General features: G+C 39.6%; 17 protein-coding genes and 2 riboswitches. Of the genes, 4 read left to right on the top strand and 13 right to left on the bottom strand.

Annotated elements, in window-relative coordinates; genetic code table 11:
- Window positions 1-83: 83 nt before the first annotated feature.
- Window positions 84-1055: a diaminopimelate dehydrogenase gene (locus PK1910_RS09575; protein ID WP_008602878.1), complete on the top strand. Its 972-nt coding sequence runs from the start codon at window positions 84-86 to the stop codon at window positions 1053-1055.
- Window positions 1056-1165: 110 nt separating this feature from the next.
- Here PK1910_RS09575 and PK1910_RS09570 read toward each other — a convergent pair whose 3' ends face one another.
- The gene (locus tag PK1910_RS09570) at window positions 1166-2338 is read right to left on the bottom strand and encodes a cyclopropane-fatty-acyl-phospholipid synthase family protein (protein ID WP_331298875.1); all 1173 of its coding nucleotides are present in this window, start codon (window positions 2336-2338) and stop codon (window positions 1166-1168) included.
- 353 nt (window positions 2339-2691) lie between these two features.
- On the opposite strand from PK1910_RS09570, the gene ychF reads away from it, so the two are divergent.
- On the top strand, window positions 2692-3798 hold the full coding sequence (ychF, locus tag PK1910_RS09565) for a redox-regulated ATPase YchF (RefSeq protein ID WP_004693813.1): 1107 nt from the start codon (window positions 2692-2694) through the stop codon (window positions 3796-3798).
- A gap of 77 nt (window positions 3799-3875) precedes the next feature.
- Here the strand turns inward: ychF and PK1910_RS09560 are convergent, their stop codons facing one another.
- The 7 genes from PK1910_RS09560 to PK1910_RS09530 form a co-directional block, all read right to left on the bottom strand.
- Window positions 3876-4130, bottom strand: coding sequence for a CsbD family protein (locus PK1910_RS09560; RefSeq protein ID WP_287511520.1), 255 nt, complete (start codon window positions 4128-4130; stop codon window positions 3876-3878).
- 60 nt (window positions 4131-4190) lie between these two features.
- On the bottom strand, window positions 4191-4430 hold the full coding sequence (locus tag PK1910_RS09555; protein ID WP_287511519.1) for a GlsB/YeaQ/YmgE family stress response membrane protein: 240 nt from the start codon (window positions 4428-4430) through the stop codon (window positions 4191-4193).
- A gap of 157 nt (window positions 4431-4587) precedes the next feature.
- Window positions 4588-5295 (bottom strand): NAD(P)H-dependent oxidoreductase, encoded by a 708-nt coding sequence (locus PK1910_RS09550; RefSeq protein ID WP_287511518.1) that lies wholly within the window; start codon window positions 5293-5295, stop codon window positions 4588-4590.
- 118 nt (window positions 5296-5413) lie between these two features.
- Window positions 5414-5671, bottom strand: a complete 258-nt coding sequence (locus PK1910_RS09545) for a DUF3343 domain-containing protein (protein ID WP_287511517.1) — start codon at window positions 5669-5671, stop codon at window positions 5414-5416.
- 124 nt (window positions 5672-5795) lie between these two features.
- On the bottom strand, window positions 5796-6395 hold the full coding sequence (gene yedF / locus PK1910_RS09540) for a sulfurtransferase-like selenium metabolism protein YedF (RefSeq protein WP_182321327.1): 600 nt from the start codon (window positions 6393-6395) through the stop codon (window positions 5796-5798).
- A gap of 149 nt (window positions 6396-6544) precedes the next feature.
- On the bottom strand, window positions 6545-7576 hold the full coding sequence (gene selD / locus PK1910_RS09535) for a selenide, water dikinase SelD (RefSeq protein WP_287511516.1): 1032 nt from the start codon (window positions 7574-7576) through the stop codon (window positions 6545-6547).
- 9 nt (window positions 7577-7585) lie between these two features.
- Window positions 7586-7789 (bottom strand): DUF951 domain-containing protein, encoded by a 204-nt coding sequence (locus PK1910_RS09530; RefSeq protein WP_004693828.1) that lies wholly within the window; start codon window positions 7787-7789, stop codon window positions 7586-7588.
- A gap of 748 nt (window positions 7790-8537) precedes the next feature.
- Here PK1910_RS09530 and rbr point away from each other — a divergent pair.
- Window positions 8538-9083: a rubrerythrin gene (rbr, locus tag PK1910_RS09525; RefSeq protein WP_008602900.1), complete on the top strand. Its 546-nt coding sequence runs from the start codon at window positions 8538-8540 to the stop codon at window positions 9081-9083.
- Window positions 9084-9238: 155 nt separating this feature from the next.
- Here the strand turns inward: rbr and thiM are convergent, their stop codons facing one another.
- The 3 genes from thiM to thiW are packed head-to-tail and all read right to left on the bottom strand — an operon-like array spanning window position 9239 to window position 12085.
- On the bottom strand, window positions 9239-10759 hold the full coding sequence (thiM, locus tag PK1910_RS09520) for a hydroxyethylthiazole kinase (RefSeq protein WP_287511515.1): 1521 nt from the start codon (window positions 10757-10759) through the stop codon (window positions 9239-9241).
- A gap of 13 nt (window positions 10760-10772) precedes the next feature.
- Window positions 10773-11606, bottom strand: a complete 834-nt coding sequence (gene thiD / locus PK1910_RS09515) for a bifunctional hydroxymethylpyrimidine kinase/phosphomethylpyrimidine kinase (protein WP_287511514.1) — start codon at window positions 11604-11606, stop codon at window positions 10773-10775.
- Entirely contained in the window at window positions 11606-12085 is a 480-nt protein-coding gene (gene thiW, locus PK1910_RS09510; protein ID WP_287511513.1) for an energy coupling factor transporter S component ThiW, read from the bottom strand. Before thiW ends, thiD begins: the two co-directional genes overlap by 1 nt.
- Before the next feature lie 64 nt (window positions 12086-12149).
- A riboswitch (TPP riboswitch) is annotated at window positions 12150-12244 on the bottom strand.
- An 81-nt stretch (window positions 12245-12325) separates the two neighbouring features.
- Window positions 12326-12431, top strand: a riboswitch (TPP riboswitch).
- Between the two features lie 52 nt (window positions 12432-12483).
- Here thiW and cytX point away from each other — a divergent pair.
- Window positions 12484-13668 carry a putative hydroxymethylpyrimidine transporter CytX gene (gene cytX, locus PK1910_RS09505; protein WP_287511512.1) on the top strand — a complete coding sequence of 395 codons (1185 nt, stop codon included), beginning with the start codon at window positions 12484-12486 and terminating at the stop codon, window positions 13666-13668.
- Here the strand turns inward: cytX and PK1910_RS09500 are convergent.
- Together PK1910_RS09500 and modB are read right to left on the bottom strand one after the other, a co-directional pair.
- The gene (locus PK1910_RS09500) at window positions 13652-14278 is read right to left on the bottom strand and encodes an ATP-binding cassette domain-containing protein (RefSeq protein ID WP_021147731.1); all 627 of its coding nucleotides are present in this window, start codon (window positions 14276-14278) and stop codon (window positions 13652-13654) included. The genes cytX and PK1910_RS09500 overlap by 17 nt on opposite strands.
- An 8-nt stretch (window positions 14279-14286) precedes the next feature.
- Window positions 14287-14955, bottom strand: a complete 669-nt coding sequence (gene modB, locus PK1910_RS09495) for a molybdate ABC transporter permease subunit (RefSeq protein ID WP_287511511.1) — start codon at window positions 14953-14955, stop codon at window positions 14287-14289.
- Window positions 14956-15078: the final 123 nt, after the last annotated feature.

The raw sequence follows: 15078 nt of genomic DNA, 5'->3' as shown, positions 1-15078 counted from the left end.
TATAGAAAAATATTAAAAGCTATTAATTTTATGCTATAATAAATATGTTAATTATTAAATTTCAACTTATATAGGAGGCTAATATGAATATTCGTATTGGTATCGTTGGTTACGGCAACTTAGCTCGTGGCGTAGAAGCATCTGTTCAGTTACAACCTGATATGGAGCTCATCGGCGTATTCTCTCGCCGTCAAGGTATTGAAACTGTATCTGGTGTACCTACTTACACGATGGAAGATATTCCTAACTTTAAAGGCAAAATCGATGTAATGGTTCTTTGTGGTGGTTCTGCAACAGATCTTATCGAACAAACACCGATGGTAACAAAATACTTTAACTGTATCGATTCCTTCGATACACATGCACGTATTCCTGAACACTTCGCTAATGTAGACAAAGTAGCTAAAGAGGCCAAAACTGCTACATTAATTTCTTGTGGTTGGGATCCAGGTATGTTCTCTTTGCAACGCGTTTACGCGGAAGCAATCTTACCAAAAGGTAAATCCTACACATTCTGGGGCCGCGGTGTATCCCAAGGCCATTCCGATGCCATTCGCCGTATCGATGGTGTTCTTGACGCTCGTCAATATACTGTTCCTAAAGAACAATACCTAGAAGCTATCCGTAACGGCGAAACTCCAGACGTCGATGGCTACAAAGGTCACCTTCGTGAGTGCTACGTAGTAGCTGCTCCTGATGCGGACAAAGCTAAAATCGAAAATGAAATCAAAACTATGGAAAACTACTTCGTAGGCTATGAAACTGTAGTCAACTTCATTTCCCAAGAAGAACTTGATCGCGACCACAAAGGCATTCCACATGGTGGCTTCGTTCTTCGCTCTGGTGAAAGTACAGAAGGCACACGTCACGTTATCGAGTACTCTTTGAAACTTGACTCTAACCCTGAGTTCACAGGCTCTGCACTTGTTGCTTACGCTCGTGGTCTCTACCGACTTGCTAAACACGGCGGCACAGGTTGCTATACAGTATTCGACATTCCACCAGCTTGGATTTCCACACAATCTGCTGAAGAATTAAGAGCACATTCTCTATAATAGAGCAAGGCCCTCATCGACTTAATAGATGAGGGCCTTTTTCATACACATTAAAAGAGACCATACCAGATGGTCTCTTTTTTATTCTATTAACCTTATTTTACGTTTAATTAATACCAACGTGTTAACGGTAACTCATTCGTAACACCTTTTGTCATCAAAATTTGATGCAAGTCCATATTACCGATGTAGAAACCTGCCGCACATCCACAAAGATACAAATCCCACATGCGTACGAATTCACTCCCCCGTTTCGCTTCTACTTGCTCACGGACGCCTTGGAAATTGTTATACCAATGCATTAAAGTCTTATAATAGTGATACCGTAAACTTTCAACATCGATGACATTCATGTCATAGTCATAAGCGAGAGTGACCATTTCGCGAAGGGACGGCAAACATCCACCCGGAAAGATATATTTACGAATCCAGGCACTTGTTTCCTTTTCAGAGGGATCACTGATGTAGTGAAGCAGGAACAAACCACCATCTTTAAGCATATCCGATGCGTCCTCCATATACAGAGGAAAATTAGGCCGACCTACATGTTCAAGCATTCCGATGCTGACAATGCGGTCAAAGGTACGCCCGGAAGCCGCTACGTCGCGATAATCTATAAGCTCAATCTCAACCTGTCCTTCAAGACCATATTCTTTAATACGTTCCTGCCCTTTTTTCCATTGTTCTTCGGAAAGAGTACACCCATAGCCCTTAACACCGTATTTACGAGCCGCTTCAATGAGAAGGAATCCCCATCCGCAACCGATATCAAGTAAAGTCATTCCCTCTTTTAAGTACAATTTATCGAGAATATGATGAACCTTTTGATATTGCGCATCTTTAAGACTATCATTCTCATGCTTAAAATACGCACAGGAATAGCTCATGGTTTCATCGAGCCACAATTTATAGAATTCATTGCCTAAATCATAATGGGAAGATACTTGTTGTTTTTGATCTTTCTTTTTAAGACCTGCATTAAAGAGCGAGCTAAGTACCTTACGATTGATAGAGTCCTTACCTACATGACCAAGGACTACACAAAGGGCTTTAAACAAATCCCCTTCAATTTCGATATCTTTACGCATATACGCTTCACCGAGGGCGAGTTCTGCGGATATTAACAAATCTTTCTTGGGAATATCGCGATTAACGATGACGGTAAACTCGGATTCTCCGTCACCGATTGTATATTCATTATCTCCAATTTTTACGGTAAAACAATGATCATTAAAGCGTTCTAAATAATGGACTAAGAAACTATCAAATAGCTTGGAAAACATACTGAACTTCCTTTCCTATTAGCTTTCACTATATAGGTTTAAAAATATATACATTAACATGATTGGATACATTCCATACCCTATTAATATATACACCTATAAATTATATCAATATAGTTATGGCGAATAAAAATCTATATTAATCCTATATTTTAATATGAACTTATCACATTATTTAAGTAATATATTTAACTCTATTTATATTATAGCACTTTGAAATAATCTATTTTATATTTATTGAGTAATTCCATCCTATTAGTATGGTATAATATTTATTTGATAAGGTTTATAACAAACTATTGCTATAAACTTTCACAAAGAACGAAATCAATTTGTTAATAAAAGGTGGTACCATGAGCACAAATTTAGAAGTAGGCATCGTAGGCCTTCCAAATGTTGGTAAAAGTACATTATTCAACGCTATCACAAAAGCGGGCGCTGAAGCTGCCAATTATCCATTCTGTACAATTGAACCTAATGTAGGTGTCGTTGACGTTCCAGATAATCGTTTAGCTGTATTGGCTGAAATGTTCGGTTCCAAACGCATCCTCCCTGCTGCTATGCGCTTCGTAGATATTGCTGGCCTCGTAGAAGGTGCATCCAAGGGCGAAGGTTTGGGTAATAAATTCCTTAGCCATATCCGCCAAGTAGATGCGATAGCACAAGTTATTCGTTGTTTCGATGACCCTAACATCACTCACGTTTCTGGCTCTATTGATCCAATTCGCGACATCGAAATCATTAATACTGAGCTCTGCCTTGCTGATCTTGAATCCGTAGAAAAACGAAAACAACGCATCGAAAAAATCGCCAAATCTGGCGATAAAGATGCTCGTGCTGAACTGCCATTATTAGAGCGTATCATCGAAGGTTTAGGTGAAGCAAAACCCGTTCGTGCACAAGGTCTTGAAGAAGAAGAATTGGAAATGATCAAAGAGTTGACATTGCTTACAGCTAAACCATCTCTTTATGTAGCCAACATTTCCGAAGATGAAGTATCTGATTATTCTGCCAACGAATATGTAAAACGCGTAGAGGAATATGCGAAAAACGAAGGCGCTGGTATCGTTGTTGTGTCCGCACGTATCGAGTCCGAAATTGCAGAGTTATCCGAAGAAGAATCCGCTGCATTCCTTGAAGATCTTGGCCTTGAAGAGTCTGGCTTAACTAAACTTATCAAAGCAAGTTATGCACTTTTAGGTCTTATCAATTACTTCACAGCTGGTGAAATGGAAGCTCGTGCTTGGACAATCGTAAATGGCACCAAAGCACCTCAAGCTGCTGGTAAAATTCACTCGGATATTGAAAAAGGCTTTATCCGCGCTGAAATTGTCTCCTTTGATGATCTACAAGCTTGCGGTAGCCAAAACGCGGCTAAAGAAAAAGGCCTTGTACGCCTTGAAGGCAAAGACTACGTTATGAAAGACGGCGATGTAACCCATTTCCGCTTCAATGTATAAACAAACTTATATAACAAAAACCAGTAAATCTCAAGATTTACTGGTTTTTTATTACTAATTATAACCTTTATATAATATTATTTATCGTCTTTATGAAGAACATTTTTGACGCCACTAATCGCACCATCTACAGCATCTTTAACATCTTCAGCTGCTTTTTTGAGATCTTCAGCAACATCATGTGCAGCGTCTTTAACTTTTGCAGCTGTATTTTCTACAGCACCTTCTGCTTCCAATTCTTTGTCACCAGTTAATTTACCGGCATTTTCTTTTAATGCACCTTTAGCTTGATTTAATTTATCTTCTAATGCCATAATTATGAATCCTTTCATATAAAATCATTTTTAATTATGTTAGCTATATATGTTATCTATACTTTTAAAAATAGATTACTATCCCTTTTTCCCGAAGAAAAACGAAACAACAGCAACAACAATTACAGCGCCAAGAACAGAAGGAATTAATGCCATGCCAGCTAAACTAGGACCCCATATGCCAAATATTGCTTGACCTACAGACGAACCAACTAAACCAGCAACAACATTGGCAATAATGCCCATTGCTCCACCTTTGTTAGTGATGGCTCCTGCAAGAAAACCGATAAAACCACCAACAATAATTGACCATAACATACGATCACTCCTTCCTATTTAATCAATATATTTATAATATCCTACCAAATTATATGGGCTTTATAAATATAATAAATAATTTGTATATTTATAATATACCATTCATTTCTAAAGATTAGATGAAGAAATTCGATGTAGTTATAAAAGTCACAATCGATTAAACTACGGTAACAATTTCATTCATTGTACGACGTGTTTTATTTCGATGTGGTTCTTCATCACGATAACCAAAGGCAGCCATCACAGCAATGCCAAAATGCTTTGTATCAAAAAGACCTAATTCATCACCTAAGAGCACTGTCATCTTATCTTGATTAAAGCCTTCCAATGCACAGGAATCAAGACCTTCATAAGCAGCCATAGTCATCATGTTAGCCATTACAATATACACTTGCTTTGAAGACCAATCAAAGGCAGCACGATCAGACTCAAATGTTTTATAGTCTTCAGTTGTGAACTGAGCATATTTTTCTTTATAAATAGCATCGACTTCAGCAGGTAATTGTTTCACCTCTTCTTGAATGTAGCGTACATAAGGAGAATCAAATTCCAAATCCACCTTTTTACGTGTTAAGAACACTACGAAATGACTCGCTTCAAGACCAGCTTGAATGCCCCAACCATAAGCCTTCATCTTTTCACGGATTTCAGGATTTTGAATAACTAATAATTGGTAAGCCTCAAAACCTAAAGAGGTTGGAGACAATCGCGCCGCTGTTAAAATACCTTGCCAATCTTCATCAGAAATCTTTTTAGTACTATCAAATTTCTTACATGCATAACGATATGTCATAGCGTACTCTAAATCTTTACGATCAAATTTAGGGGCTGTTAATTTTACATTTTCTATTTCATATTTACTCATATATACCTCCATAATTAATATCTGTAATTGATAAAATATATCATGTTTCTATAGTACCACACTCATCGTTCAAGTTATATGAAGATGGACACTAAAGTAAAAAAAGCCTAGACAACGTCTAGACTTTATACGGTACGGCTAGCTCTCCTTTTTCATACCAAAATAAGCCAGATATACTAATTTTATGTTCTTTTAAAATTGTCTTTACTTGATCCACTATACTTGAGTCTATTGCAATAGATAAACCGCACATATCGTAAAGCTCTGGGGGGGTAGCCATCAACTGATGAGGCACCTCTAATTCTGTTAATACCTTATCTGCCTTATCCCCAAAATAATAGGATGTAAAGACTATAAGTAATTTCTTATTTTCCAATGCCTCACCTCCTACCAAAGTAGATACGATTAAATGTCTTTCATCTCAATGATTCATTCTAGAAATAAGAAATCTACTTTAAATCAGTAGCTCTAAATCGATATATCAAAATAAAATACTAATATTATAGCTTAACAATATTATCTCCAAGGATTGCATCTGTAATAGCGTACATATTAGTAATACTGCCTACGCCCAACTCATCTTTCACACCGAAATAATCAAGGCAAATGCCGCATGCTGCAATTTCTACACCAAGCTCAGCTAATTTCTTGATATTTTCCAAATGAACCGAATCATTGACTACCATCTTAACACTGCTATTGATGAAATAAATCTTAGAAGGCTTTACGTCAGCTTCAAGCATACATACCCAGAAGGTTTTCATCAAATTTCGGCCAAGCTCTTCACTACCTTCACCAAGATAATCCTTCGTCATCAGAATGACGCGATTTCCATAGTTCATAGGTTCACAACTTACTTCCGTTACCGGATTTGCATTTGGTGTCATAGTAAGATAAAAATCCTTGCCATCTTGGCGAATAGCTACACCATAACCACGAGACTTACCAAACTTCTCTACATTATCGCGGCTCACTTCATTATCTACAATTGTAGTAATAACAGCATTTGGATTCGCATCACTTACCTTCTTAGTTTCAATAACAGGTTTTGGACACAAGCTACCGCGCACATCTACCGTTAATTCCTTTGTATTGCTCATCATACACCTCTATATACATCATATAATTTGTGAAAGTATCAGCTATCAGCTATCAGCTATCAGCTATCAGCTATCAGCTATCAGCTATCAGCTAATAATAATTTAATTAAATATCTATCCTCAATAGTATAGACCTGATTTTTATAATTTTATTCTGTAACGCGTACCGCTAAACCGCTGAAGCTTTCAACAGTCCCCACAATAGCAGCACAGTCAATACCCGTCTTATGAAAGGCCTCAACAAGTGGCTCACCTTCGCTAGCAGGAACAGAGAATAATAGCCCTCCAGAGGTTTGAGGATCAAATACAATATCCGTCCATACAGGATCCAAGGCCTCATCAACTTGCACTTCAGTTATAGCCTTGCGATTACCATAAGATGCAGCCGGAATTAACCCCATTTGAGCCGCCTCGATGACATCATCAAAAAGAGGGATATCGTAAACTTTAATATGAATCGTCACATCAGAAGCACTTGCCATTTCTACAGAGTGTCCCATGAGGCTAAAACCCGTAACATCTGTACAAGCATGAACTGTAAAGTTATGTGCCACCTCAGCCGCTGCACGATTTAAAGTACTCATACTAGTAACGGCCTGTTCCGTGCCTACAGGGAATAAATCTGCTTTCAACGCATTATTCATAATACCTGTACCAATGCGTTTTGTTAGTACCAACACGTCCCCTACTTGAGCACCTTTATTTTTCCAAATCTGATGGGGATTTACTTGACCAGTCACAGACATCCCAAAGATAGGTTCCTTATTTTCAATGCTGTGTCCACCTACGATAGCTGCACCAGCCTCGGCTACAATCGAACCAGCCCCATTTAACACATCCGTCAAAACACCTTGCTCGACGAGAGGAACCGGAAAGCCTACGATATTCATCGCGGTTAAAGGAGTTCCACCCATAGCATACACATCGCTTAGTGCATTGGCAGCTGCAATTTTACCAAATAAACCAGGATCATTAACCATAGGTGTAAAGAAATCTAAGGTTTGCACCAATGCAAAGGTATCAGAGATTTGATATACACCTGCATCATCGGCACCAGTCATATCTGCGAGAACATGCTCGTTAGTAACGGGTGTTACAGCTTTTAGCACACGGTTCAATATATGAGGCCCAATCTTACACGCACAGCCTCCACTTGTCACATAATCAGTAAGTCGTACCATAATTTCTCCCTACTCATTTTCCGGCAATCGAGAGACGATTTTCTTAACAGCCTTTTCAAATTTAGGGCGCGGCATCAAGAGTTGATGTCCACAGCCATTACATACGATGAGGAAGTCTGTGCCGATTCGCTTAACTTCCCACTCATCACTGCCACAAGGATGTGATTTTTTCATCTTCACTACATCGCCTACGTAATATCTAACAAATGCCATGGCGCCTCCTTTAACTTATGTCAGTATTTATATTTATTATACATGAAATAGTTGGTTCTATAAATATATCCTGATTCTATAGTTCAATCGTCTATTATATAACCATAAAATTTTCGCCCTAAATATATATTGCAAAGATTTGATATGTCTGCTGTTCTTATAATTAAAACCATAACACAAGAAAAATAGTATTATATAATCACCAAAAGATCACAAAAATGTTTAGCTTAATCATTATATTTTATAGGGAAATATTAGTGCATCTAAAGAAATCAACATTAGTAACTAAACAATAATGATTTTTCATTTAGTTATCATTCTCAATATCAATATAGAGATTTTTTATAAACCCCATACTATTCAATCTTTATAAACCCATATTTTTACTGCATTGATAATATTTATCATTTAGAAAATTTTCGAAATAAATTTTACAAAAAGACTTGCATTTCTCATTTAGTATGTTACAATATAGTCAACAATGATTATTCGTTAAGTATACGGATAACACATTGTATATAAAACTGTTAAGACGGCAAGTGCCGAAATACACAAATAAGTAAGTACTATTTTAAGAGTTAGGCAAGTGTCTATTTGATCTAAGAATAAGTTTTCTTACTAAGGCGAAGTCGCCCTCGAGATTGATAGAATAAGTATTCTATTCCATTGCATTCACAACCAAGTGGTTATGAATATATACGTTAAGTAACAATTTTGAAAATTATCGTAAGTACAAAGGAGTATTAAAATGGCAGAATTAAAAGGTTCTAACACTGAAAAAAATCTTCAAGCAGCATTTGCTGGCGAATCCCAAGCATTCCAAAAATATACATTCTACGCTAGTGCAGCTCGTAAAGCTGGCATGAACGAAATCGCTGACTATTTCGAAGAAACAGCTCACAACGAATCTGCACATGCTAAATTGTGGTTCAAAGCTCTTCATGGTGGCGATATTTCCGCTGATATCGAAGCTAACCTTCGCGATGCAGCAGCTGGTGAAAACTACGAACATACTACAATGTACAAAGAATTCGCTGACGAAGCTGAAAAAGAAGGCTTTGCTAAAATCGCTTTCCAAATGCGCGAAGTTGGTAAAATCGAAGCTCGTCATGAAGCTCGTTACCTTGCATTAGCAGCTCAAGTATCCGGTAACAAAGTATTCCACAATGACGAACCAGTAGCTTGGATCTGTGCTAACTGCGGTTACGTACACGTTGGTGAAGAAGCTCCAAAAATTTGCCCTGTATGTGCACATCCACAAGCTTTCTTCCACCGTTTCGTTGAATCCATCTAATCTGTAAGTACGACACTAACTAGATTAATAACCTGTAAGTACAGATTTTAATAAAACTATACCTGTAAGTACAATCTAAACTTACAGTAAGTACTGACAACTTCCTTAACAAAAAGACGATGACATTTGTCATCGTCTTTTTTTGCATTCTTTTGCTAGATTTTTATTTTATCTACTAAATTTTTAAATGCTTCTGCTGCTTCATATGGATTATCTGCATGAGCAATAGCAGATATTACGGCTACTCCACTGGCACCAGCTTGCAAAACAGGCGTTGCGTTATCTAAGGTAATACCCCCAATACCAACGCACGGTAATGTTAGACCTTCTGCTCGTAACTCAGTAATACGATCTGGTCCGCATGGCTCTTGAGCATCAGGTTTGCTACTTGTGGCATACATAGGACCTACACCGACACAATCTGCATACACTACATCAGTCTTATGAAGTTCCTCCACAGAATGAATGGATATACCAACAACCTTATTTCCTACAAGATTACGAACGTCTTCTAAACGCATATCCTCTTGTCCTACGTGAACACCATCAGCATTAACAGCCACTGCTAAGTCTACATCGTCATTAATAATGTAAAGTACATTATACATGGCACAGATTTCTTTTAACTGTTGAGCTAATTCTAATTTTTGTTGCCCTCCTAATGTTCCTGTGCCCTTCTCTCTAAACTGAAAGCATGTCACGCCACCCCGACAAGCAGCTTCAACAGTATCTAGTAAATGTCTTTCATTAAAACCTACATCTTGCGTACCACTAATAAAATATACCTTTAGTTGATCGGGCACAACTACGGGTCGTATTCTGTTTCCAGATAAAAGCATCGCATCATCGAATTCATATAAGGCATCCATAAATGCCACACTAAAGCTGCCAGGTTTTACACCGCTCACCTTAACCGCACTTTCACCAGCAAGTCCATAGTAAGCCAGTGCATACGCAAGAAACTCACCGATAGACCTGTCATGCATGAATGGATAATAGGAACTAAAAAACGCAGCTAACACAGCCCCTAACAGACAGCCGGTCCCTGTTACAGCTGTCATGATTGGATGCCCATGAGGAACAGCAAATACACGAGTTCCATCAGAAACGTAGTCCTCTTCGCCCGTTGCGACAACAGGACAGTTAATTTGGCGTGCAAGACGATACGTTATAATTGCGCTATCCTCAACTTGTTCCCCATCTACGCCCTTACCAGAGAGAGACCTGTCAATCTTATGATTTGTATTAAGAGCATCATAGATGGCTTTGATTTCACTTTGGTTCCCTCGTAGCAACGAAATAGTATTAGTTTTAATCAAGTCTAAAACAACAGATAATCGATAAGCTCCAGCGTGACAACCCACAGGGTCTAGTATAATGGGTACCTCATGAGCCTTCGCTAACGTAATAGCCTCTTTGTAATAAGTAACCTTATCTGGTGTAACGGTCCCAATGTTAATGAGTAGTGCCGCAGCATGAACGATAAGATCTTTTAAGTCTTCGCTGCACTCACTCATCACGGGTGATGCACCGATGGCTAGCAAACCGTTAGCTGTAAAGGTCCGCACCACATCATTGGTAATACAAATAACAAGAGGGTTTCTTTTGCGTAGAGTCTCTAATATATTCAGTTCGGACCAATTTGAACCATTTATATTTAGATTGTTGTAGGTCATATAACTATCTCCTCTAGTCATTTTTCAAAAGTTCATCCATCGTTTGAGGGCCATTTACCAATAACCCATAAGCCATATGATTAACAGGTCCACAGCCATGACCAAGTGCAGGGTTATGTTTAATAGCTAGAGCGATATAGTCCTTTGCAATACCAATAGCATCCATTACATCACGTCCTTTAGCAAGTTCTGCCGTAATAACTGCTGAGAAGGTACAGCCCGTACCATGAGTATGAACAGTATCATATTTAGGACTTGTCCACGTACGCACATCTCCATCTTTGGTGAAAGCATAATCCGTAGCATCATCTCCAATATGGCCGCCTTTTATAATAACCACTCGAGGTCCTAATTCATGTAAAATACGCTTAGCTGCTGTTGTGATGTCACTTTCACAAATAATAGACATATCCGCTAACACCTCTGCCTCGCTACGATTAGGTGTAATAACTGTGGCAACTGGAATGAGTTTAGATTTTAAGAAATCGACGGCCTCATCCGATACAAGTCGATCACCGCTAGTGGCAATCATAACTGGATCCATCACATAAGGAATATTCTTGCTCACATACGGATAAATGAGATCCATCATCTCTGGTAAAGCAATCATGCCCGTCTTAACGGCTTGAGGAAGAATATCTGAATATACATCGTGTAACTGTTTTTCTATGCTTTCTAGCGATAGGTGTTCTACGTGGTGAACCCCTGTTGTATTTTGAGCTACTACGGAGGTAACCACTGCCATACCATATACATGGCGGCTTTGGAAGGATTTTAAATCAGCCATAATGCCAGCGCCACCACTAGGGTCGGTACCGGCAATTGTCAATGCAGTATGTAATTTCATTATGCCTCCTTGTGTAACAAATTACGTCGAGATAAGATTTGTAATACCACGAAGCCAATACAAGCACCTGCAACAGAGCTCATGGAGAAGGATGTAATCAAAGTCAACAAGGCCAACGGTTTACCTAGTAGGAAGTTAGCAATTGGATAACTAATAAGAGCCCCGAGAATACCTGTACCTATGATTTCTCCTAGAGCCGCCGCCCATATGGCATTGTATTTCTTATATAAATACGCAGATAACCAAGCGCCAATCATGCTACCAGGAAAGGCTAGTGGAGAGCCTAGTGCTAGTACATTACGTAAGCAAGAGGTACTAAAGGCTGCGCCTACAGAGAATCTCGCCCCAACTATAACGGCTAAGATCACATTTATCATATGTTGAAATGGAAAAATTCGGGCCGGGCCAATGGGAATCGACGTAGTTGATAAGACGACACCTAAGGCTACACATATACTAGCAATAATCAGTTTTTTCATAATACCTCCAACTAAATAAAAAATGAGACCACCTCAAATGGAATGGTCTCGTAATAATTTAGTATTATGTTTCACTCCACTTCCCTACGCCAGTATTATCTGGATCAGGTCTAGGGTTTTGAATGATCAATCTCAGCAAAAGCACCCCTAGTGGCCATATATTTTTATACTCTAGTTATAACATCATTATACAATCTATGCAACAAAAGAATTGACGGTTCCCGCACCACCTCGTATAATGAAACCATAACGGGGTGCTCACAAGAGTGGGCTGAGAGTAAGCTAATGCTTTAACCCATAACCTGATTTGGATAATGCCAACGTAGGGAACATAGAGGATTAATAGCCGAGTTCCTGTGAGCTCGGCTTTTTCTATGACTTCCTGGCAAGGAGGACGTATGAAAGATACACATATCACACAACCACAGTTTGCCATGATATGGTTTGGTGCCGCCCTATCTATAGCGGAGATCATGACCGGTACCTATCTGGCACCCTTAGGCCTCACTCAAGGGCTATATGCCATCATCTTAGGCCATATCATCGGCGGTATTCTGCTCTTTGGAGCAGGACTCATCGGTGGCCGTTTGCGGCAAGGCAGTATGAACACGACAGCCTTTAGCTTTGGTCCCTTAGGGGCAAAGGGCTTTGCCTTTTTAAATATGGTCCAACTAATCGGTTGGACTAGTATTATGATTTATGATGCCATGCTTGCCTTACAGGAACTGGCGCCCCTATCTCCTATGATTTGGACTATTGCTATTGGGGTACTCGTCATTTTATGGCTCTTCATCGGTCTTCACAATACAGGCTATATTCAAGCCATCGTATCTGTTTTATTACTAGGCCTCACACTCTACATGGGAGTTCACATGATTTCTCAATGGCCTAGTGACAGTAGCCTCATGACTAACGGCAATATGAGCTTTATAGCAGCCCTTGAGCTATCAATCGCTATGCCCTTATCTTGGCTACCTCTCATCAGTGATTATACTCGTGAAAGCAAAAGCCCTTTCTCCGCATCACTAACAAGTGCTGCCATCTACACCGTAACGAGTGTCGCCATGTACACCTTGGGCCTTAGCGCGGCGATCTTCGGCGGTGGGGACTCTATCATTACTATTATGATGAACGCAGGCCTTGGTCTTACAGGGCTCATCGTCATTATCTTCTCCACTGTAACTACGACCTTCATGGACGCTTACTCAGCTGGCGTATCTAGTACGACTATCTATAATGGAGCATCTAGTAAAGGCGTAGCTGTTATCGTAACCATTGTCGGCGCCATTGCAGCCATCCTATATCCGATGGACGATATTACAGAATTCCTATATCTCATCGGATCCGTCTTTGCTCCAATGATTGCCATCTTGTTGGCAGACTATTTTGTCAATCGCCAACAAGTGCAAACACTCTCGGCTTATCTAGTTCGCGGGTTGATTTGGGCTGTATCCGTAGGTTTATACCATTATATGTTGCATAGTGAAAGCTCCATAGGTGCAACACTACCAGCCTTTACAATAGCATTTATCGTAACATCCATCGTTGGATTCATAAGTAAAACTGCTAACGCCTTACTATGAGCCCATCTTCACAGGTCCAGTGCCGATTTCCAACCATTTCGGCTTCGCTTTCATCATGGGTAACCCATACACATGGCACATCCCATTCGCGAATAATGGAAACAAGATCCTCTCGAACATGCTTACGTAAATTCCAGTCTAGTGCAGATAATGGTTCATCAAGAAGCAAGATGGTTGGTTTAGAGTAAAGAGCACGCCCCAATGCAACGCGTTGCTGCTCACCACCAGACAAGCTACCTGCTTTCGTTTTACGATATTTCTCAAGGCCTAAGCGTTTTAATAAGCTGTCACACATCTCTGACGTGCCTCGTTTACTATAGGTAATATTATGTTCCACCGATAAATGTGGAAATACGATATTACCTTGTGGCATATAGCCAACTTGACGTTCTTGAGCAGGTACCCAGATTTTTTTGTCACGATCAACCCATATAGTTTCATCATATTGAATGCTACCTATAGTCGGTTTCACAAGCCCTGCAATGCACTTAATAAATGTACTTTTACCACTGCCAGATTGGCCTGTTAACACGGTAATACCAGAAGAAAGTACACCATCGGCTTTCACAGTCACAGAAGGTCTAGCTACGGTAAAGGAAAATGTAATCATCAGACCTCCTAATTATTATCAATGTGCCGGAACAAGGACCCCTTTGTGATGAGGTGAATCCCGCTCAACAACGCCAATGTGAGCACACAAATATAGATAACTAATTCAAAGGCATCCATGTACTGTCCTGCCTCTACGTAAGAGTAGATAGCAAGTGGCATGGTGCGCGTTACCTTTGGAATATTACCGGCAATCAAGATTGTGGCACCGAACTCGCCCATAGCACGACAAAATGCTAAAATACTGCCCGTCAAAATGCCTTTCCAAGCGAGTGGTACAGAAATAGTAAAAAAGATACGTAACTCTGAAGCACCCAATGTGCGCGCTACATCCTCCATATTATGATCGACAGATTGTAATGCAGAACGCACCGTCTGATAAAATAATGGAAACGCAATAACTGAAGATGCTACCACCGCCCCAGATGCGGCAAATACAACGCTCATCCCATGCGCCTCAAGCCATGCGCCAAAGGCATAGCCTGGCGTAAACACCATGAGAAGAGCAAAGCCAACAACAACTGGTGGCAATACAAGCGGCAAGGTAATAAGTGCATCAATAATAGCCATGCCACTCCATTTACAGCGATTCATCCAATAACATGCGGCTAAACCACTTACAATCACTATGATAAGAGCTATACTTGCTACCCATAGCGATAGCCATAATGGACTCATGTCACGCCCCCTTTCTATACACAACAACTCTACAATATGTACTATATCCATTAATTCCAAAATATTTTTAAGCAAATTATATGCCTAAAATCATATCATATACTAGATTATTTAATAGTCATC

The sequence above is a fragment of the Veillonella parvula genome, from assembly GCF_036456085.1.
Lineage (GTDB): Bacteria > Bacillota > Negativicutes > Veillonellales > Veillonellaceae > Veillonella > Veillonella parvula_E.
This window is presented reverse-complemented; position numbering and strand designations above follow the sequence as displayed.